17 protein-coding genes are annotated in these 19,620 nt (G+C 68.8%); 3 read left to right on the top strand and 14 right to left on the bottom strand.

Annotated features, from left to right (window positions below; translation table 11 throughout):
• The first annotated feature begins 56 nt into the window (after positions 1 to 56).
• Both RZO50_RS12400 and RZO50_RS12395 read left to right on the top strand, forming a co-directional pair.
• On the top strand, positions 57 to 800 hold the full coding sequence (locus RZO50_RS12400) for a response regulator transcription factor (protein ID WP_322600051.1): 744 nt from the start codon (positions 57 to 59) through the stop codon (positions 798 to 800).
• Positions 797 to 1,945 carry a sensor histidine kinase gene (locus tag RZO50_RS12395; protein ID WP_322600050.1) on the top strand — a complete coding sequence of 383 codons (1,149 nt, stop codon included), beginning with the start codon at positions 797 to 799 and terminating at the stop codon, positions 1,943 to 1,945. The genes RZO50_RS12400 and RZO50_RS12395 overlap by 4 nt, the downstream gene beginning before the upstream one ends.
• 2 nt (positions 1,946 to 1,947) lie before the next feature.
• On the opposite strand, the gene RZO50_RS12390 is transcribed toward RZO50_RS12395, so the two are convergent.
• The 14 genes from RZO50_RS12390 to lepA all read right to left on the bottom strand — a co-directional run bounded on the left by RZO50_RS12390 (position 1,948) and on the right by lepA (position 16,767).
• Positions 1,948 to 3,000 carry an NAD-dependent epimerase/dehydratase family protein gene (locus RZO50_RS12390; RefSeq protein ID WP_322600049.1) on the bottom strand — a complete coding sequence of 351 codons (1,053 nt, stop codon included), beginning with the start codon at positions 2,998 to 3,000 and terminating at the stop codon, positions 1,948 to 1,950.
• Positions 2,997 to 3,821 (bottom strand): MTAP family purine nucleoside phosphorylase, encoded by an 825-nt coding sequence (locus RZO50_RS12385; protein ID WP_322600048.1) that lies wholly within the window; start codon positions 3,819 to 3,821, stop codon positions 2,997 to 2,999. Before RZO50_RS12385 ends, RZO50_RS12390 begins: the two co-directional genes overlap by 4 nt.
• Before the next feature lie 9 nt (positions 3,822 to 3,830).
• A complete protein-coding gene (gene leuA / locus RZO50_RS12380; RefSeq protein WP_322600047.1) occupies positions 3,831 to 5,591 on the bottom strand; it encodes a 2-isopropylmalate synthase in 1,761 nt (586 codons plus the stop codon).
• A 166-nt stretch (positions 5,592 to 5,757) separates the two neighbouring features.
• Positions 5,758 to 6,654: a GTPase Era gene (gene era / locus RZO50_RS12375; protein WP_322600046.1), complete on the bottom strand. Its 897-nt coding sequence runs from the start codon at positions 6,652 to 6,654 to the stop codon at positions 5,758 to 5,760.
• On the bottom strand, positions 6,651 to 8,003 hold the full coding sequence (locus tag RZO50_RS12370) for a hemolysin family protein (protein WP_322600045.1): 1,353 nt from the start codon (positions 8,001 to 8,003) through the stop codon (positions 6,651 to 6,653). The genes era and RZO50_RS12370 overlap by 4 nt, the downstream gene beginning before the upstream one ends.
• Positions 8,000 to 8,467: an rRNA maturation RNase YbeY gene (gene ybeY / locus RZO50_RS12365; protein ID WP_322600044.1), complete on the bottom strand. Its 468-nt coding sequence runs from the start codon at positions 8,465 to 8,467 to the stop codon at positions 8,000 to 8,002. Before ybeY ends, RZO50_RS12370 begins: the two co-directional genes overlap by 4 nt.
• Positions 8,467 to 9,492: a PhoH family protein gene (locus tag RZO50_RS12360; protein WP_322600043.1), complete on the bottom strand. Its 1,026-nt coding sequence runs from the start codon at positions 9,490 to 9,492 to the stop codon at positions 8,467 to 8,469. Before RZO50_RS12360 ends, ybeY begins: the two co-directional genes overlap by 1 nt.
• Before the next feature lie 43 nt (positions 9,493 to 9,535).
• Positions 9,536 to 9,883, bottom strand: coding sequence for an HIT domain-containing protein (locus RZO50_RS12355; RefSeq protein ID WP_322600042.1), 348 nt, complete (start codon positions 9,881 to 9,883; stop codon positions 9,536 to 9,538).
• Between the two features lie 47 nt (positions 9,884 to 9,930).
• A complete protein-coding gene (locus tag RZO50_RS12350) occupies positions 9,931 to 10,665 on the bottom strand; it encodes a 16S rRNA (uracil(1498)-N(3))-methyltransferase (RefSeq protein ID WP_322600041.1) in 735 nt (244 codons plus the stop codon).
• Position 10,666: 1 nt separating this feature from the next.
• Complete coding sequence (gene dnaJ / locus RZO50_RS12345) at positions 10,667 to 11,788, bottom strand: molecular chaperone DnaJ (RefSeq protein WP_322600040.1); 1,122 nt, start codon at positions 11,786 to 11,788, stop codon at positions 10,667 to 10,669.
• A gap of 50 nt (positions 11,789 to 11,838) precedes the next feature.
• Positions 11,839 to 12,882, bottom strand: a complete 1,044-nt coding sequence (gene hrcA / locus RZO50_RS12340; RefSeq protein WP_322600039.1) for a heat-inducible transcriptional repressor HrcA — start codon at positions 12,880 to 12,882, stop codon at positions 11,839 to 11,841.
• An 85-nt stretch (positions 12,883 to 12,967) separates the two neighbouring features.
• Positions 12,968 to 14,185, bottom strand: coding sequence for a radical SAM family heme chaperone HemW (gene hemW, locus RZO50_RS12335; protein WP_322600038.1), 1,218 nt, complete (start codon positions 14,183 to 14,185; stop codon positions 12,968 to 12,970).
• Positions 14,186 to 14,204: 19 nt separating this feature from the next.
• Entirely contained in the window at positions 14,205 to 14,855 is a 651-nt protein-coding gene (locus RZO50_RS12330; RefSeq protein ID WP_322600037.1) for a DUF1990 family protein, read from the bottom strand.
• Between the two features lie 52 nt (positions 14,856 to 14,907).
• Positions 14,908 to 16,767 (bottom strand): translation elongation factor 4, encoded by a 1,860-nt coding sequence (gene lepA, locus RZO50_RS12325; protein WP_322600036.1) that lies wholly within the window; start codon positions 16,765 to 16,767, stop codon positions 14,908 to 14,910.
• A gap of 185 nt (positions 16,768 to 16,952) precedes the next feature.
• Between lepA and RZO50_RS12320 the strand changes: the two genes are divergently transcribed.
• Positions 16,953 to 19,620: ExeM/NucH family extracellular endonuclease (locus RZO50_RS12320; protein ID WP_322600035.1), on the top strand; the 2,668-nt coding region annotated here is incomplete at its 3' end.

Raw genomic sequence — 19,620 nt, 5'->3', positions numbered from 1 at the left:
GGACGACGACGGGCGCGACCGGCGCCGGTCGTCATCTCGGGCCATAGGGTGAGTGCGTGAGCACGTCGCCCCATCGCAGCGGCGACCTCGAAGGTCGACGCATCCTCGTCGTCGATGACGACCCCACCGTCGCCGAGGTCGCCGGTACCTACCTGTCCGCCGCGGGCTTCGTCGTGGACCGCGCCGCCGACGGCGGCGAGGCACTGCGCCGGCTGGCGGCACTGGCACCCGATCTCGTCGTCCTCGACGTGATGCTCCCGGACATCGACGGCATTGAGACATGTCGGCGCATCCGCGCGGCCGGAGACACGGCCGTCCTCATGCTCACCGCCCGCACGTCCCAGGACGACCGCATCATCGGACTCGAGGCCGGCGCCGACGACTACCTCACCAAGCCGTTCTCCCCGCGCGAACTGGTGCTGCGGGTGCAATCCGTGCTGCGACGGACCACCCTGGCGGCCCCCATCGACGCCCCCATCGTGTGCGGCGGGTACCGCGTCGACCCCGCCGCACGGATCGCGACGTACGAGGGATCGGAACTGAACCTGACCGCGCGCGAGTTCGACCTCCTCGAGTACCTCGCGCGACGCCCCGGCCAGGCGTTCGACCGCGCACGGCTCCTCCAGGCGGTATGGGGCTGGTCCATCGGGGACCTGTCGACCGTCACGGTGCACGTGCGCAGGCTCCGCGAGAAGATCGAGCCGGATCCGACCGAGCCCCGTCACCTCGTCACGGTGTGGGGCGTCGGGTATCGGTTCGATCCGACGGGGTCGCCCCCATCGGAGGTGAGGCCGGAGTGAGCCTGAACGATCTCGCCTCCGTCGTCGCGATCACGCTCGCCATCAGCCTGGCCACCGGTGTCGTCGGCGTCGGTGTGCTCCTGCTCTTGCGCCGAACACCCCTCTACGTGCAATTGGCGACCGCACTGTCGGTCGGGGTCGTCTCGGTCGTCGCGAGCATGATCGCGGTGGCGAACTTGATGTACCTCTCGCCGCACGACCTCGTCGTGGCCATCGCCGTCGCCGTGGCCGCCGGGGTCAGCTCCCTCGTGGTGGCCGTGACGTTGTGCATGTGGGTCGTCGCCAACATGCGCGCACTGTCGCGGGCTGCCGAGCGCATCGGCAAGGGCGAACTCGTCGTCGCCTCCACTCGAGCCGGGAGCGCCGAGTTCGCACGTGTCGAGGGTGCCCTCGCTCACACCAGTGAGCAGCTGCGCCTGTCTCGCGAGAGGGAGGCCCGCGTCGAGGCGTCCCGCCGGGAACTGGTCGCGTGGATATCCCACGACCTCCGCACACCGTTGGCGGGGATCCGCGCGATGGCCGAAGCTCTCGAGGACGACATGGTCGACGACCCCGGCCGCTATCACCGTCAGATGCGGGCGCAAGTGGACCTGCTCTCCTCGATGGTCGACGACCTCTTCGATCTGTCGCGCATCGATGCCGGTGCCCTCCGGCTGCGCTTCGAGGAGGTCTCGCTGCTCGACGTCGTCAGCGACGCCGTCGCCGACGTTCGCCCAGCAGCCCCGGCGCGCGAGATCAGCGTCGACAGTACGCTCCCTCGAGGCCTCTCCGTCCACGTGGACCCCGGGGAGCTGTCGCGCGCGATCGGGAACCTCCTCATGAACGCCGTCCAGCACACACCGTCGGATACGCCGATCGCCGTCCGCGTCGAGATGATCGATGACCGTCCCACCGTGTCGGTGCTCGACAGAGGCCCGGGCATCGACCCGGACGACCTGCCCCGTCTGTTCGAACCGGGATGGCGCGGCTCGACGGCTCGCACCCCGTATGCCGGTGCGGGCACGTCCCCCGGTGCCGGCCTCGGGCTCGCGATCGTGCGCGGCATCGTCTCGGCTCACAACGGAGAGGTCGTCGCCACCAATATCAGCGGCGGCTGCCGGTTCGACATCCGGCTGCCCGCCGTCTCCTCCTCGCAGCCGGCGTGACCTCAGGCCCGTAGGGGTGCGGTCGCGAAACCGCGTAGACCCTCCGCGGGATGGATCAGCGCGGACCAGCCGAGCTCTGCCCGCGCACGTTCCGGCGATGCCGTGATGTGACGCACATCGCCGCGCCGGAAGTCACCGGTGACCACCGGAGAGCTCCCCTTCGCCGCCTCACTGAGAATCCGCGCGACCTCTCCGATGGTGACCACGTGCCCACTGGCGACGTTGAAGGGTCGGGCCGTCCCCGGTGGACATGTCCCCGTCCACGACAGTGCCGCCAGATTGGCCGCGGCGACATCATCGACGTGCACGAAGTCGCGGCGCTGGCCGCCGTCTTCGAACACGGTCGGGGCCTCGCCTCGCTCGAGCGCCGAGCGAAAGAGCGACGCCACGCCGGCGTAGGGTGTGTTGCGCGGCATCCCGGGCCCGTACACGTTGTGATACCGCAGCGCCGCGACGACGCCGCCCGTCTCCCGCGCCCAGTTCGCCGCGAGGTGCTCCTGGGCCAGCTTGGTCGTGGCGTACACGTTGCGGGGGTCGGCCGGGGTGTCCTCCTCGACCAGCCCGGGCACGAGCACCTTTCCGGTTTCCTCGTCGCGAGGGTCGAACACACCGGCCTCCAGATCGGCCACGCGACGCGCGGCCGGCCGCGCCGGCGGGCCGCCGGGACCCGCGGTGTAGACGCCCTCCCCGTAGACGACCATCGAGGACGCCAACACGAGTCGAGCGACGCCGGCTCGTTTCATGGCCGCCAACAGTTCGGCCGTTGCCGACACGTTCGAGGAGACATAGTCGGGGGCGTCCGCGAAGTCGACGCCGAGTCCCACCTTCGCCGCCTGATGCGACACGGCATCGACCTGCCGCAGCGCCCGATCGAGCATCTCCGGATCACGGACGTCGCCGTGCAGAACCTCGACCGCGCGGGGGAACGCCGCGACCGCGCCGTGGACGTCGGTGCGAAACGAATCCAGGACCCGCACCTCGTGACCGCGAGCCAGCGCCTCAAGAACGAGACGCGTCCCGATGAAGCCCCCGCCGCCGGTGACGAGCAGCCTCATCTCGTCGGCCTCCGCACCGGTCGTGCGAGGACGTCCGTGCGCGCCCGGTCGTCGAGGAGCGTCCGCCCCGCGTAGTCGTCTGGGACGGCCGCGATCGTCCGCTCGATGGCGGTGACCACGCCCGGGAGCGCTGCGGCGAATCGCGCGTAGACGACATCGGCGCTGACCGTCTCGTCATGCTCGGTCGCTCCGGCGTCCATGTCGGTGACCACGCAGACGGTGACGGTGCCGATGCCGAGCTCCGCCGCGAGGGCGACCTCGGGGAACAGCGTCATGTTCACCATGTGGGCGCCGTCGCGGAAGAGGCTCCGCGACTCTGCCCGCGTCGAGAACCGCGGTCCCTCGATGACCGCGACCGTCCCCTCGGCGCGCGCATCCGGTGCCGCTGTCGTCGCGGCGCGCCGCAGCACGGGGCAGAACGGGTCCGCCAGCGGCAGGTGCCGCACCGGCTCATCCGCGGCGGTCCCGTCGAAGAAGCTGTCGGGGCGATGCCGGGTGCGGTCGAGCAGCTGGTCGGGGATCACGAGCGTCGGCGGCGGCAGGTCCGGATCGAGCGATCCGACGGCCGCCGAGGAGACGATCCCACGCACTCCCAGCGCGGCGAGGGCCCACGCGTTGGCCCGTGCCGGGATCGATCCCGGCGGCAGGGAGTGCCCCCGGCCGTGTCTGGGCAGGAAGGCGACGCGACGCCCGGCGATCTCCCCCACCGCCACCGGCTCACTGGTCGGGCCGTAGGGGGTGTCGACGACGACCCGCTCCTCGAACGCGTCGAACGCCTGCTCGAGCCCCGTTCCCCCGATGACGGCGAGAGACGTCTCCACGGGCATCTTTCAGACCGCGGCGAGGTCGCGCGCGCGCGAACGGGTGCGGATCGCGCGGTTCACCGCGGAGACGATCGCCTTGAGCGAGGCCGTGGAGATGTCTCCGTCCATGCCCACGCCCCACAGGCGCTGGTCGTCGACCTGCAGCTCGACATACGCCGCGGCCTGCGCGTCCCCTCCGGAACTGAGGGCGTGTTCGACGTAGTCGTAGAGCGTCACGTGGATGCCCTCTGCGCGGAGCACCTCCAGGAACGCCGCAACGGGGCCGTTGCCGGTGCCCCGCGCCTCGAGGACGCGGTCGCCGTCTCGGAGCCGGACGTCCAGGGTGACATCCCCCGTCATATCGCTCTCGGTCCGCGTCGACAGCAGCTCGAATCGGCCCCACCGCGCGTCGGCGTCGTCGGCGGGCAGGTACTCATCGGTGAAGACGTTCCAGATCTGGTCACTGGTGACCTCACCGCCCTCGGCGTCCGTCTTGGCCTGCACGACCCCGGAGAATTCGATCTGCAGCTTGCGCGGGAGGTCCAGGGCATGATCGGACTTCAGCAGGTAGGCGACTCCCCCCTTCCCGGACTGCGAGTTCACCCGGATCACCGCTTCGTAGGAGCGCCCGAGGTCCTTCGGATCGATCGGCAGATAAGGAACCGCCCACTCGATCTCGTCGACCGTGACCCCCTCCTCGGCGGCGCGCGCCGCCATGGCGTCGAACCCCTTCTTGATCGCATCCTGATGCGATCCACTGAACGCGGTGAAAACCAGGTCTCCTGCCCACGGACTGCGCTCGTGCACCGGGAGCTGGTTGCAGTACTCGGCGGTGCGCTTGATCTGATCGATGTCGCCGAAGTCGATCTGCGGATCGATGCCCTGGGTCAGCAGGTTGATTCCGAGCGCGACGAGGTCGACGTTGCCCGTGCGCTCCCCGTTTCCGAACAGGCACCCCTCGATGCGGTCTGCGCCGGCCATGTACCCGAGCTCAGCAGCGGCGACCGCCGTGCCGCGGTCGTTGTGCGGGTGCAGGGAGAGGATCACGTTCTCGCGGTGCGCGAGCCGCCGACTCATCCACTCGATGGAGTCGGCATAGACATTCGGGGTCGCCATCTCGACCGTCGCCGGCAGGTTGACGATGACCTTGCGGTCGGGTGTGGGCTCCAGGACCTCGATCACCTGGTTGCAGATCTCGACCGCGAACTCGAGCTCGGTTCCGGTGTAGCTCTCGGGTGAGTACTCATAGAAGACCTGCGTGTCCGGGATGGTCTTCTCCAGCTCGCGACACAGCCGCGCCCCTTCCAGGGCGATGTCGATGATGCCCTGCCGGTCGGTGCGGAAGACCACTTCGCGCTGGAGCACACTCGTGGAGTTGTACAGGTGGACGATGGCCTGCTTGGCACCGCGAATCGACTCGTACGTGCGGGCGATGAGGTGCTCGCGCGCCTGGGTGAGAACCTGGATGGTCACATCATCGGGGATGAGGCCCTCGTCGATCAGCTGGCGGACGAAGTCGAAATCGGTCTGACTCGCCGAGGGGAACCCGACCTCAATCTCCTTGTAGCCCATCTTCACGAGCAGGTCGAACATGAGGCGCTTGCGCTCGGGGCTCATCGGATCGATGAGCGCTTGGTTGCCGTCGCGCAGGTCGACCGCGCACCACCGGGGCGCTTCGGTGATCCGTTTCGACGGCCAGGTGCGGTCCGGCAGGTCGACCGAGATCTGCTCGTGGAAGGGGCGGTACTTGTGGACCGGCATCCCGGAAGGCTTCTGGGTGTTCTTCATGCTCGCGTCTTCTCTACGTCGGGGAACGGGGTGCTACCCCAGGGCCATGGCGAGGCTCCGCGACGAGGAAGGCCCTTAGATCGAGGCCTCGTCGCGGCGGCTAAGAAGAAGGAGCCCACCGAAGCGCATGGCTCCAGGGTACACCCGGGCGCAGCCGGGGATCATCTCAGAAACCCAGGCGTCCGAGCTGCTTGGGGTCGCGCTGCCACTCTTTCGCGACCTTGACGCGAAGGGACAGATAGACCCGGGCGCCGAGGAGAGGTTCGATCTGGCCGCGGGCCGCGGCACCCACGTCGCGGAGTCGAGCGCCCTTGCGCCCGATGATGATCGCCTTCTGCGAGTCACGTTCGACGATGATGTCGGCATACACGTCGGTGAGGTCGGAGTCCTCGCGTGGCGCCACTTCCTGGACGACCACGGCGATGGAGTGCGGCAGCTCGTCCCGCACGCCCTCGAGGGAGCACTCGCGGATGATCTCGGCGATGCGATCATCCACGGCCTCGTCGGTGACGACACCCTCGGGGTACAGTGCGGGTCCCGACGGCATCAGGACCAGCAGCTCATCCGCAAGGACCTCCAGCTGCTGCCCGGTCGAGGCCGACAACGGTATGACCGCATCCCAGTCCTCGCGCAACGCATCCACTTCCACCAGCCGGTCGGTGACCTGGGACCGGTCAGCGATGTCCGTCTTGGTCACGATGGCCACCTTGCGCGCACGCGGATAGCCGTCCAATGACTGGGCGATGCGGCGATCGCCGGGGCCGACCTTCTCGGTCGCCGGCACGCAGAACCCGATCACATCGACGTCGCCGAGAACCTGTTCGACGAGATCGTTCAGACGCTCGCCCAGGAGTGTACGCGGCCGATGGATGCCGGGTGTGTCGACGATCACCAGCTGCCCACCCGGACGGTTGACGATGCCGCGGATCGCGCGACGCGTGGTCTGCGGCTTGTCGCTGGTGATCGCGACCTTCTCGCCGACGAGCGCGTTGGTCAGGGTGGACTTGCCCACGTTGGGACGACCGACGAAGGTGACGAATCCTGATCGTGACGTGCCGCTCATGCGTCACCGCCCTTTCGGATGACCCGGATCTCTCCGGTGGGGGTCTTCGGAACGGTGATCTCTCCGGTGCGCGGCGGAGCATCGTCGACACGCGGGCTCTCCGACCGGGACACGAACACCGACGAGATGCCGCGCCCGCGGCCTCGCGAGGCACCGCCGGTGATGACGAGACCGAAGACCTGTGCTGTCGACCCCGGCTGGGGAACGCGACCGATGGCCTTTCCGAGCAAGCCGCCGATCGAATCGACATCCTCGTCTTCGAGATCGATGTCGAAGAGCTCTCCCACCTCATCGAGCCCGAGACGCGCGCTCACGCGGAACCGTCCCTGTTCGAGCGGGGTGATCTCGTCCGCGCGCGGATCGTATTCGTCGGAGATGTCGCCGACGAGCTCCTCGATGATGTCCTCGAGCGTGACCAGCCCGGAGACCCCGCCGTACTCGTCGACGACCATGCACACGTGCACGCTGTCGCGCTTCATCTGCTGCAGCAGCGTCTCGGCCTTCATCGACTCCGGGACGAAGACGGCTCGTCGGGCGATACGGGCGACCGGCGTGTCGCGCCAACCGGACTCATCGCGGAAGCCGAACTGCACGAGGTCCTTGAGGTAGAGCACGCCGACCACGTCGTCGGCATCGTCGTCCATCAGCGGGATGCGGGAAACGCCGCGGTCGAGGAAGATCGTCATGGCGTCGCGGGTCGTGGCGCCCGCGTCGACGGTGACCATGTCGGTGCGCGGCACCATGAGCTCGCGAACGTAGCGGTCCGTGAAGTCGAAGACCGAGTGGATGAGCTCCCGATCGTCCTCTTCGATGAGGTCGCGCGACGCCGCCTCATCGACCATGCTCAGCAATTGCTCCTCAGACGCGAAAGACGCGCCACGAGCGACTCCCGGCGTCACGCGGTTGCCCAGCAGCACCAGCCCGTGGGCGAGCGGCCCGAGCATGATCCGGACACCGCGCACGACCGGCGCCGCTCCGCGCAGGAGGCCCCGCGCGTGCTGGCGGCCGAAGTTGCGGGGACTGGCACCCACGACCACGAACGAGATCCCCGACATCAGCACGGCCGCCGCCAGGGTCGCCCAGAAGAGGTTCTCGAAGAGCAACGTGAACGCGACGGTGACGAGCACCGCCGCGGTCGTGTCCACCACGACGCGGATGAAGGCCACCGCCGTGGTGTGCGCGTCGGGGTCGGCGGCGATGCGGCGCAACGCGGTCCGGCTGCGGCCGTCCTCACCCAGCTCCTCGAGGTCGGCGCGCGAGGTCACGCTGAGCGCCGCGTCCACGGCGGCCATGAGCCCACCGAAGGCAAGCAGCAGCGCTGCCGCGACGAGGAGGATCGCCTCGGTCATGCGCGTCGGCGGCGCTCAGCCGCCTGGAAGCCCGCGATCAAGTCGCGCTGCAGGGCGAACATCTCGCGTTCCTCGTCGGGTTCGGCGTGATCGAACCCGAGCAGGTGGAGCAGCCCGTGCGTGGTCAGCATGACGATCTCGTCCATCGTGGTGTGCTTGGCCGCGATCGCCTGCGTTTCGGCGACCTGCGGGCAGAGCACGATGTCTCCCAGAAGGCCCGCCGGGGTCGGGGCGTCCTCGGTGCCCGGGCGCAGCTCGTCCATCGGGAAGCTCAGGACGTCGGTCGGGCCGGGCTCGTCCATCCATTGCACGTGGAGCGATTCCATGGCCCCCTCGTCGACGAGCAGGATCGCCACATCGGCGTCCGGACTCACCCGCAATTCGGCCAGGTCGTGTTCCATGAGGCGCAACAGCACCGTCTCGTCCACCGCGACGCCGGACTCGTTCGTGATCTCGATGGTCATCAGCGTCCTCGTTTCGGAAGGTGATCGCGGGGTCTGCGGGGACGATCGGCGGCACGCCGCTCCACCCGGTTGGCCAGTTCCGTCGCCTCATCGCGGTCGCGCCGCGCTGCGAGACGCTTCTCGTCGTACTCGCTGTACGCGTCGACGATGCGCCCGACCAGGGTGTGGCGGACAACGTCCTCGCTGGTGAGGTAGGAGAAGTGGATGTCATCGACCTCCCCGAGCACACGCGTGACGAGTCGAAGCCCGGAAGCACCCTGGGGCAGGTCGATCTGCGTGATGTCCCCGGTGACGACCATGCGCGTGCCGAAGCCGAGCCGGGTCAGAAACATCTTCATCTGCTCGGGAGTGGTGTTCTGAGCCTCATCGAGCACCACGAACGAGTCGTTGAGCGTGCGCCCGCGCATGTAGGCCAACGGTGCCACCTCGATCGTGCCCGTCGCCATGAGCTTCGGAACGATCTCCGGGTCCATCATCTCGTTGAGCGCGTCGTAGAGCGGGCGCAGGTATGGGTCGATCTTGTCGGTGAGCGTGCCGGGCAGGAAACCCAGCCGCTCGCCGGCCTCCACCGCAGGCCGCGTCAGGATGATGCGGCTGACCTCCTTGCGATGCAGCGCCTGCACGGCCTTCGCCATGGCGAGATAGGTCTTACCGGTACCGGCCGGGCCGATGCCGAACACGATCGTGTGATCGTCGATGGCGTCGACGTAGGACTTCTGCCCGAGCGTCTTGGGACGGATCACCTTGCCCCGCGAGGAGAGGATCTGTTCGCCGAGCACTTCGGAGGGCCGCATCCCCGTCTCGGAGCGCAGGATGCGGCTGGACGAGGAGACGTCGGCCGGGGCGATGTCATGGCCCGCCCGGGTCATGACCAGCAGCTCGTCGACGAGGGTACGCGCGGACGCGACCGCACCGGCGTCACCGGTGAGCGTGATCTCGTTCCCGCGCACGTGCACGTCCACGTCGGGATGCTCGCGCTCCAGAACACGCAACAGACGGTCCTGGGGTCCGAGCAACTGGACCATCGCAACACCGTCCGCGTACACGCGATCGACAGTGGGTTCCTGATCAGGCACCGAGGGTCTTCTCCTCCAGCTGGCCGGCAAGGACGTGCGCGTGAACGTGGAACACGGTCTGACCCGCCCCCGGACCGGTGTTGAAGACGAGGCGGAACTCGCCGCCCGCGTGCTCGTCCGCGAGGGCGCGGGCGAGACCGACGACCTCGGCCAGCAAAGCGGGGTCGCCGTCGGCGAGCTCGACGACGTCACGGTAGCGCTCCGTCTTCGGGATCACGAGAAAGTGCACCGGCGCCTGGGGGGCGATGTCGCGGATCGCGAAGGCGTTCTCGGTCTGGGCGATGATCTCCGCAGGGATCTCGCCCTGAAGGATGCGGGTGAAAACAGACGATTCCGTCATACGTCGAGTCTATCGGCGCGGCGTCACGCCGCGGGCGGGGCGGCGCTTCACCATCGTCCGAGCGCCGCACTGACGATCGCCAGCGCCGCGGGACCGGCGGTAGACGTGCGCAGCACGTTCTGCCCCAGTCGCACGGGGCGGGCACCGCCCTCGCACAGCCGCTCGATCTCCTCCGGCGCCATACCCCCTTCGGGCCCGACCACCAGCACGACGTCCGAGGCGTCGGCTGCGTCCAGCACGGTGCCGCTCAACGGCACCGCCGCACCCGGCACCAGCAGCAGAACCCGCGCACCGCGGCCGCGTTCGATCAGCTGCGCGGTCGAAACCGGCTCTGCGACCTCGGGGATCCATGCGCGATGGGCCTGCTTCGCCGCCTCGCGGGCGATGGTCCGCCAACGGGCGCGCCCTTTCTCACGCTTGGCGCCCTCCCAGCGCGACACGCTCCGCGTGGCCTGCCAGGGAACGATCTCGTCTGCGCCGATCTCCGTCGCCGCCTGGACGGCCAACTCGTCGCGGTCGCCCTTGGCCAACGCCTGCACGAGCACCAGGCGCGGCTCGGCGGCGGGGACGTGGCGTCGCTCCTGAACCGTGATGACCACCCGGCCGGAGGAGACCTCCGCCGCCTCGCCCCTCAGCCATGTGCCGCGACCATCGCCGACGGTCACCTGCTCCCCCGCACGCAGACGACGCACCGCCGCCGCATGATGAGCCTCGCGGCCTTCGAGCACCACCTCATCGCCCTCGAGCCCTCCGCCGTCCTCGAGGACGAAGTGCAGCGCCACCTCAGCCGTTCCGGAGGCGATCGCGCAACTTCGCAAACAGGCCCTGATGGAACTGCGCGAGCTGAGGCGAGGGCGCCTTGGTGCGCTTGGCGAAGTCCTCGATGATGGCCCGTTCCTTGTGATCCAGCCGCGTGGGCGTGACCACATGGACGCCCACGCGCAGGTCCCCGCGTTGGCTGCCGCGAAGCGGAGTGATCCCGCGCCCCTTGATGGTCAGGACGTCTCCGGCCTGCACGCCCGGGCGGATCTCGAGTTCCACCGGTCCGTCGAGCGATTCGATCGTCGTCGATGTCCCGAGGATGGCATCGGGCATCGACACGTCGAGGGTCGCCAGCAGATCGTCGCCCTCTCGGCTGAAGGTCTCGTGGTCCTTGACGGTGACCTCGATGTAGAGGTCACCGTGGGGCCCGCCCGCCTGACCGACTTCTCCCGAGCCCGGCAGCTGCAGGCGCAGACCCGTCTCGACACCAGCGGGGATGTCGAGAGAGACCGTGCGACGCGCCCGCACACGACCCTGTCCCTGACATGCGGCGCAGGGGTACGGGATCGTCGTCCCGTAGCCCTGGCACACGCGACACGGCGCATTGGTGACGACATTGCCCAGCAGACTTCGCACCTGCTGCTGCACATGGCCGGACCCGTGACAGATGTCGCACGTGACCGGCTGGGTGTTCGGCTGGCAGCACGAGCCGTCGCACGTCTCGCACAGGACAGCGGTGTCGACCTCGATGTCGCGGTGGACGCCGAACACGACGTCGCCCAGGTCGAGGGTGACCCGCACGAGAGCGTCCTGGCCCCGTTCGCGGCGCGAGCGCGGCCTCGGCCCCCGCGCTCCCCCGCCGCCGCCGGCACCGAAGAAGGTCTCGAAGATGTCGCCGAAGGAACCGAAACCGGCGGCTCCGCCACCCCCGAACGGCGAGTCTCCACCCATGTCGTAGCGCGCGCGCTGGTCGGGGTCGCTCAGCACGTCGTAGGCGTGCGTCACCGACTTGAACCGCTCGGCGGCGTCCTCCCCCGGATTCACGTCCGGGTGAAGCTCGCGCGCGAGCCGCCGATAGGCCTTCTTGATCTCCTCCGGGCTCGCGTCCCGCGAGACACCCAGTACTTCGTAGTGGTCAGCCACGTTCGCCTCTCCCACCCGTGTCGCCACGGGTTCGTCTGTCGTCGGACGCCTCAGCGGGCGTTCTCGTCTTCGTCGAGCAGCCGCGACAGGTAGCGCGCCACAGCGCGCACCGACGCGAGATTGCTCGGATAGTCCATGCGTGTCGGCCCCAGCACACCCACACGGGCCCGAGTGCCGGGTGCGTCGTACTCACCGGCCACGACCGACGCCTCGGCCAGACCGAACGGTTCGTTCTCCCGTCCGATGCTCGCGGCCAGCCCGTGCTCGTCGGCGACCATCTCGCCCATCAGTCGCATCAGGGTCACCTGTTCCTCGATCGCCTCCAGGAGCGGGTAGATGCTGCCGCGGAAATCCGCCTCGCGGCGGGCGAGGTTCGCGGTCCCGGCCATGACCAGACGATCCTGCCGGAACTCGTCGAGTTCCTCGGCAACCACGCTCGCGATGAGGTCCACCACGGTGTCGTGCGGGGAGCGCGTCCCCGTCGCCACCGACGCCAGACGGTCGGCGATGGCCTGCGCGCCATCCCGGATCGAGCGGCCCACGATGAGGTCGGCCACCGTCGCGCGCATCCGGACGAGGTCTTCGGCGACGGGTTCGTGGGGAAGGAACAGCAGACGTTGCGAGACCCGGCCGGTGTCGGTGACCAGGACGACGAGCATGCGCCCGGCGTCCAGACCGACCAACTCCACATGGGACACGTGAGCCTGCGCGAAGGACGGGTACTGCACGATCGCGACTTGACCGGTCAACTGCGTCAAGGCGCGGACGGTGCGCACCATGAGGTCGTCGAGATCCCCGGGTGCCTCCAGGAAAGACATGATGGCCGTGCGCTGGGCCGGCGAGAGGGGCCGCACCTCCGACAGGTGGTCGACGAAGACGCGATACCCCTTGTCGGTCGGAACGCGGCCTGATGACGTATGCGGGGCGGTGATGAGGTCCTCGTCTTCGAGGAGCGCCATGTCGTTGCGGATGGTCGCCGCCGACACGCCGAACGCATGACGGTCGACGATCGATTTGCTGCCGACCGGTTCACGCGTTTCGACGTAGTCCTGCACGATCGCGCGCAGGACCTCCAGTCCGCGTGCGCTGACCATCGATCCTCCCGCGTACGTGTCCGGCTTCCCTGGCACTCGTCTCGAGTGAGTGCCAATTCTATCGTGCCCGACCCGGAGCGTGCGCTCAGTCGGTGAGAGCCCGCACGACGGCGTCGGCCAGCAGCCGCCCGCGCATCGTCAGGACGATCACCCCGGAGATCGCACGAGCGCCGTCGATGAGTCCGTCCGCGATGAGTGCGGGGACGGCCCCGCGCCGGTCCTCGGACACCTCAAGAATCGGCAGTCCCTCCCGGATGCGCGAGCGCAGAAGCACCTTCTCCAATGCCCGCGAGGCAGCGTCCGGCCGCTCGCGCCCCGCGGCGGGCGAGTCGCCCGCCGCCAGCCGTGCGGCGTAGGCGGCGGGATGCTTGACGTTCCACCAGCGCAGACCGGCGACGTGACTGTGCGCGCCGGGTCCGAATCCCCACCAGTCGGTGCCGCGCCAGTAGGCCAGATTGTGCAAGGACCGGTCGGCGTCGGTCCGTGCCCAGTTCGACACCTCGTACCATCCCAGCCCCGCCGCCGTCAGCATCGACTCCGCCATCTCGTACATGTCGGCCTGGAGGTCGTCATCGGGAGCCGGTACCTCACCCCGACGGATCTGCCGGGCGAGCTTGGTGCCCTCCTCGATGATCAGGGCGTACGCCGACACGTGATCAGGTTCGAGGGCCACGGCGGCTCCGAGCGAACGCTCCCAGTCCTCGAGTCGCTCCCCGGGCGCACCGTAGATGAGATCGACGCTCACCTTCAGGCCCGCGCTCCGCGCCGCCCGGACGGCGGTCTCGACGTTTTCCGGCCGGTGGGTGCGGTCCAACGCCGCCAGGACGTGCGGCACGGCGGACTGCATGCCGATCGACATCCGGGTGACGCCCGCATCGGCGAGCTCCGCCACCACGCGAGGAGTCACCGTGTCGGGGTTGGCTTCCACCGTCACCTCGGCACCGGGAGTCATACCGAAGGTGTCGCGCACCCCCGACAGCATCCGAGAGAGGTCGCCCGCAGGGAGGAGCGTCGGTGTCCCCCCGCCGAAGAACACCGTCGCCGCAGGACGCAGCGGCGCACGGACGGCGAGCACGCGTCCGGCGTGCTCGATCTCGCCGAGCAGCGTGTCGGCGTAGGTGTCCTGCCGTGCCCCCCGCAACTCGGAGGCCGTGTAGGTGTTGAAGTCGCAGTAGCCGCATCGAACCCGACAGAAAGGCACGTGCAGGTATACGCCGAACGCGGCGTCCGCATCGATGACGAGGTCTTTCGGCAGCATCCCATCCCGCGGCGCCGGATCACCCAGCGGCAGCGCGGCGCCCATCAGCGAGACCCCCCGCGAGTCACGCTGACGTCGTGTAGAGCGGCGAGATCGCGCGCAGGTAGCGGGTGAACAGTTCGCGGCGACGACGGCGCGTCAGCGCCGGACAGAGCCGGTACAGCAGAGAACGCGGCGCATCGAAGGCACGAACCGTGAACCACACCTCGTCGTTGTCGTACCACTCGACCATGAACGACTCCTCACCGCTGACCACGGACCCGCCCACGGTTCCCAGGGCGAACCCGGTCCTGCGCGGCTCCTCGACGGCGAAGATCACGCGGAGCTCCGCGTCGGCGCTCATACCGGCCACGCGACCGGAGAGGTGAATGGTGGTGCCGGCCCCGACGAACGGTGTGCCATCGGCGTCGAAGCGCTGATCGGCCTCGGTACGACTAGGGGCGATCGGGGCCCCCTCGGCGTCGAAACTCACGCCCGAGTACATCGGCCCGGGAGCCGGGCGCACGTCGCTCAGCGTCAACCCGGTGCCACGCTGGGCCGCCCATCCGAGCAGCGCCTCCCCCGCTGAGGCGAAACGCGCCTGCCCGGATCCGATCCGCCAAGACTGCTCCGCGGGAAGGCTGCGCTCCGGAGGGAAGTGCATGAGATCGGGCGCCTGTGTCGCCCCGACGGCGGCGTAGTCGACCGTGTCGTCCTTGAAGGTTCCGCGGCGCATGTTCCGAGCCTACCCATCCCCTCCCGAGCATCCGCCGGGAGCCGGTCGCGAACTACTTCTTGGTCTCGACGTCACCCGACAGCGCGGCGATGAACGCCTCCTGGGGGACCTCGACGCGCCCGACCATCTTCATCCGCTTCTTGCCCTCCTTCTGCTTCTCCAGCAGCTTGCGCTTCCGGGAGATGTCGCCGCCGTAGCACTTGGCCAGCACGTCCTTGCGGATGGCGCGGATGTTCTCGCGCGCGATGATGCGCGCGCCGATGGCCGCCTGGATCGGCACTTCGAACTGCTGACGCGGGATGAGCTTGCGCAGCCGTTCGGTCATCAGCGTGCCGTACCCGTACGCCTTCTCACGATGGACGATCGAGCTGAACGCATCCACCTTCTCCCCCTGCAACAGGATGTCCACCTTGACGAGATCGGCCGTCTGTGACCCCGCGGGCTCGTAGTCGAGGCTCGCATACCCCTGGGTCTTGGATTTCAGCTGGTCGAAGAAGTCGAAGACGATCTCACCGAGGGGCATGTTGTACCGCAGCTCGACACGGTCCTCACTGAGGTAGTCCATCCCGAGGAGGGTCCCGCGACGGGACTGACACAGCTCCATGACCGTGCCGACGTAGTCTTTGGGAAGGAGGATCCCGACCTTCACGACGGGCTCCGAGACCTCGGCCACCCGCCCGTCGGGGTACTCGCTGGGATTGGTAACCGTCACGGTCTCCCCCGTGTCGGTGACCACATCGTAGGTGACCGACGGCGCCGTTGTGATCAGGTCGAGGTCGAACTCGCGGGTCAGCCGCTCGGTGATGATCTCCAAGTGCAGCAGACCCAGGAACCCGCAGCGGAACCCGAAGCCCAGAGCCACCGAGGTCTCCGGCTCGTACTGCAGCGACGCGTCGGAGAGCTTCAGCTTGTCGAGTGCCTCCCGGAGGTCGGCGTAGTCGCTGCCGTCGATCGGATAGATGCCGGAGAAGACCATCGGCTTCGGGTCGGTGTACCCCGGGAGCGCGTCCGCGGCGGGCTTGCGCTGGTCGGTGATGGTGTCGCCGACCTTGGACTGTCGGACATCCTTCACGCCGGTGATGAGGTACCCGACCTCGCCGACACCGAGTCCCTTCGTCGGCTTCGGCTCGGGGCTGGATACGCCGATCTCCAGGAGTTCGTGCGTCGCGCGCGTCGACATCATCTGGATGCGCTGACGCGGCTCCAATTTGCCGTCGATCATGCGCACGTACGTCACGACACCGCGATAGGAGTCGTAGACCGAGTCGAAGATCATCGCCCGAGCGGGGGCATCGGCATCGCCCACCGGTGCGGGGACCTTCTCGACGAGCCGGTCCAGGAGCGCCTCGACGCCCATGCCCGTCTTGCCGCTGACCCGCAGGACATCCTCCGGCTCGCCTCCGATGAGTCCGGCCAGTTCGGCGGCGAACTTGTCGGGATCGGCGGCGGGCAGATCGATCTTGTTCAGCACCGGGATGATCTGCAGATCGTTCTCGAGTGCCAAATACAGGTTCGCGAGGGTCTGCGCCTCGATGCCCTGCGCGGCGTCGACGAGCAGGATCGCTCCCTCGCAGGCGGCGAGGGAGCGCGAGACCTCGTAGGTGAAGTCGACGTGCCCGGGCGTGTCGATCATGTTCAAGGCGAACGTTCGGTCGACGCCGGACTCGTCCGCGACGGCCCACGGCATCCGCACCGCCTGCGACTTGATCGTGATTCCGCGTTCGCGCTCGATGTCCATGCGGTCCAGGTACTGGGCCCGCATGTCACGATCGGCGACGACGCCGGTGATCTGCAGCATGCGGTCGGCCAGGGTCGACTTGCCGTGGTCGATGTGGGCGATGATGCAGAAGTTCCGGATCGACTCCGGCGGGGTCGCGGAAGGCTGGAGGGGCTCGAGTGCGCGCGGTGACATGTCCCGACGATTCTACGGGGGGTCGACGTCGAGGACGCGCGCAGGTGCAGAACCGCTCCGACATCCGCAGTTAACGCATTGTTCACGCAAGACTCTCGCAAAACGTCCCGAAGTCGCCGAGAGTTGTCACGGCCGCCGGCGACCGCGCCGACGCCTGAACACACCTCATGAAGGAGTCCTCGGTCGTGACTGATCCGACACCCCCCTCTGCGCGCGCGTCCCGCGCGCGTTCGACCGCGGCAGCTCTGACCGCGGTCGCACTCGCCGCCACCGGCGTCGCATTCCCCGTCGCGGCCACGGCGGCCGTGTCCGCGGACGCCCCCGTCATCATCAACGAGGTCTACGGCGGAGGCGGCAACAGCGGCGCCGCATACAACCGCGACTTCATCGAGCTGTACAACCCGGGAACCGCGCCTGTCGACCTCGCGGGCTGGACCGTGCAGTACGCACCGTCCAGCGGCAACGGATGGCAGGCGACCCCGTTGACCGGATCGATCGCCGCCGGCGGGTCGCTCCTGGTCGGCCAGGCGTTCGGATCGAACTCGGCGCTGCCCGGCTACACCGCCGACATCGACGGGTCGATCGCGATGAGCAGCTCCAACGGCACGGTCGCCCTCGTCGACTCCGACACCCTTCTGCCCACGACCGACGTCGCCGCGCAGGCGAGCGTCGTCGACCTCGTCGGCTACGGATCGGCCGCCATCTTCGCCGGTTCGGGAGCGACCCCCGCCACGTCGAACGCCACGAGCGTTTCTCGAGACGCCGCCCACACCCACACCGCCGACAACGCCGCGGACTTCACCGCCGGAGCGCCCACACCCGTCGGCTCGAGCTCGGAGGAACCCGGCGACCCGACACCCACGCCGACCCCCACAGCGACGCCGACGCCCACCCCGACGACGCCGCCCGCTCCGGTCGCGATCGCACAGATCCAGGGAACGGGAGACGCCTCGCCCATGGTCGGCCAGACGGTGACCACCGTCGGGATCGTCACGGCGCATTACCCGACGGGGGGCCTGAACGGCTACGTGCTGCAGACGCCCGGCACCGGCGGACCCCTCGATCTCGACGAACACGACGCATCCGACGCGATCTTCGTCTACTCGTCGGCCACCGTGGGCGATGTCTCCCCGGGCGACACGGTGCAGGTCACCGGTCAGGTGAGCGAGTTCTACGGCCTGACCCAGCTGTCCGTGGCCTCCGGGCAGGCCACGGTCCTCGCCGATCAGGCCCCCGTCGCCGCCGCCTCCGTGGCGTGGCCGCGCGACGAAGCGGAGCGTGAGACGCTCGAATCGATGCTCCTCGACCCGCAGGGCACCTACACCATCAGCAACACCTACAGCACCAACTCGTACGGCGAGGTCGGTCTCGCCTTCGGTGACGAGCCCCTCCGCCAGCCGACGGACGTGGCCCTGCCCGGCTCGGCGGAGGCCGCAGCGGTCGTGGCGGACAACGCCGCGCGAGCCGTGATCCTCGACGACGGGCGCACGACGAACTTCACGACCTCGAACAACTCCTCCCTCACTCCGCCGTACGTCTCCCTCGTCGAGCCGGTCGTCGTCGGCGGCACCGTCGTCTTCGACGAGCCGGTCGTCCTCCACTACGGATTCGACGCTTGGCGGTTCGCTCCTGTCGCCCCGGTGGTCGGCGACGGGTCCGGAGACGACGGGGTGTCCTTCTCCAACCCCCGCACGGTCGCCCCGGGCGACGTCGGCGGCGACATCTCGGTCGCCTCCTTCAACGTCCTCAACTACTTCACGACCCTGGGCGAGCAGAACCCCTCGTGCCAGGCGTACACCGACCGCACGGGGGACGGGAACAACGTCCGCACGGGCTGCGATCAGCGTGGCGCCTGGGACGGCGAAGACCTCGCCCGTCAGCAGGCGAAGATCGTCGCGGCCATCGGCGCGCTCGACGCGAGCGTCGTCGGCCTGATGGAGATCGAGAACTCGGCCAAGCTCGGTGAGACCGTGGACGAGGCCGTCGCGACCCTCGTCGAGGCTCTGAATGACGCTGCCGGCGCGGAGATCTGGGCCTTCGTGCCCTCCTCTGCAGACCTGCCGCCGCTGCCGGAGCAGGATGTGATCACCAACGCGATCATCTACCAGCCCGCCGACGTGACACCGGTGGGTGCCGCCCTCGCCCTCGGCGACCAGTCAGGTTCAGGCGAGGCCTTCGGCAACGCCCGCGAACCCATCGCTCAGGCCTTCGCCCCCACTGCGGGCGGCGACGCGTTCCTCTTCGTCGTCAACCACTTCAAGTCGAAGGGGTCGGAGGGCCCGTGGCCGGGCGATGCCGACACCGGCGACGGACAAGGCAGCAGCAACGAGTCGCGCGTGCGACAGGCCACCGCACTCGCCGCGTGGGTCGACGGTCTCGCCGAAGGCGTCGACGGGGTGATCCTCGCCGGGGACTTCAACGCGTACAGCCGTGAAGAGCCCATGCAGGTCCTGTACGACGCCGGCTTCGTCGATGCCGAGGCCACCTTCGACATCGACACGTCGTCGTACTCGTTCTCGGGGCAGTCCGGGTCGCTGGACCACATCCTCCTCGACGCCGACGCGCGGGCGCGCGCCACCGGCGGGGACATCTGGAACATCAACTCCGGGGAGTCGGTGGCGCTGGAGTACAGCCGCTACAACAACCACGGCACGCTGTTCCACGCCGACGACGTCTACCGCTCGTCGGATCACGATCCGGTTCTGGTCGGACTGTCGGCTGACGCACCGACCGAGACCACCGAGATCCAGGTGTTGACGATCAACGATTTCCACGGTCGTCTGGAGGGTGATTCGTACGGTGTCGCGGGTGCTGCGGTGATCGGTGGTGCGGTCGCGGAGTTCGAGGCGGCGA

The sequence above is a fragment of the Microbacterium xanthum genome (assembly GCF_034531355.1).
Lineage (GTDB): Bacteria > Actinomycetota > Actinomycetes > Actinomycetales > Microbacteriaceae > Microbacterium > Microbacterium xanthum.
The sequence above is the reverse complement of the archived record's forward strand: the minus strand, read 5'-3'. Positions and strand labels throughout refer to the sequence as shown.

What these genes read in the sequence shown, in the direction of transcription:
- hrcA (WP_322600039.1), bottom strand. Translation starts at nt 12,882, where the DNA reads ATGGTCAGCGCACGCGGACTGGAGGTCCTGCGCGCGATCGTGCAGGAC.
- RZO50_RS12355 (WP_322600042.1), bottom strand. Translation starts at nt 9,883, where the DNA reads ATGACGGAATCGTCTGTTTTCACCCGCATCCTTCAGGGCGAGATCCCT.
- RZO50_RS12370 (WP_322600045.1), bottom strand. Translation starts at nt 8,003, where the DNA reads ATGACCGAGGCGATCCTCCTCGTCGCGGCAGCGCTGCTGCTTGCCTTC.
- RZO50_RS12330 (WP_322600037.1), bottom strand. Translation starts at nt 14,855, where the DNA reads ATGCGCCGCGGAACCTTCAAGGACGACACGGTCGACTACGCCGCCGTC.
- hemW (WP_322600038.1), bottom strand. Translation starts at nt 14,185, where the DNA reads ATGGGCGCCGCGCTGCCGCTGGGTGATCCGGCGCCGCGGGATGGGATG.
- RZO50_RS12360 (WP_322600043.1), bottom strand. Translation starts at nt 9,492, where the DNA reads ATGGTCCAGTTGCTCGGACCCCAGGACCGTCTGTTGCGTGTTCTGGAG.
- RZO50_RS12390 (WP_322600049.1), bottom strand. Translation starts at nt 3,000, where the DNA reads ATGAGGCTGCTCGTCACCGGCGGCGGGGGCTTCATCGGGACGCGTCTC.
- leuA (WP_322600047.1), bottom strand. Translation starts at nt 5,591, where the DNA reads ATGAAGAACACCCAGAAGCCTTCCGGGATGCCGGTCCACAAGTACCGC.
- lepA (WP_322600036.1), bottom strand. Translation starts at nt 16,767, where the DNA reads ATGTCACCGCGCGCACTCGAGCCCCTCCAGCCTTCCGCGACCCCGCCG.
- ybeY (WP_322600044.1), bottom strand. Translation starts at nt 8,467, where the DNA reads ATGACCATCGAGATCACGAACGAGTCCGGCGTCGCGGTGGACGAGACG.
- era (WP_322600046.1), bottom strand. Translation starts at nt 6,654, where the DNA reads ATGAGCGGCACGTCACGATCAGGATTCGTCACCTTCGTCGGTCGTCCC.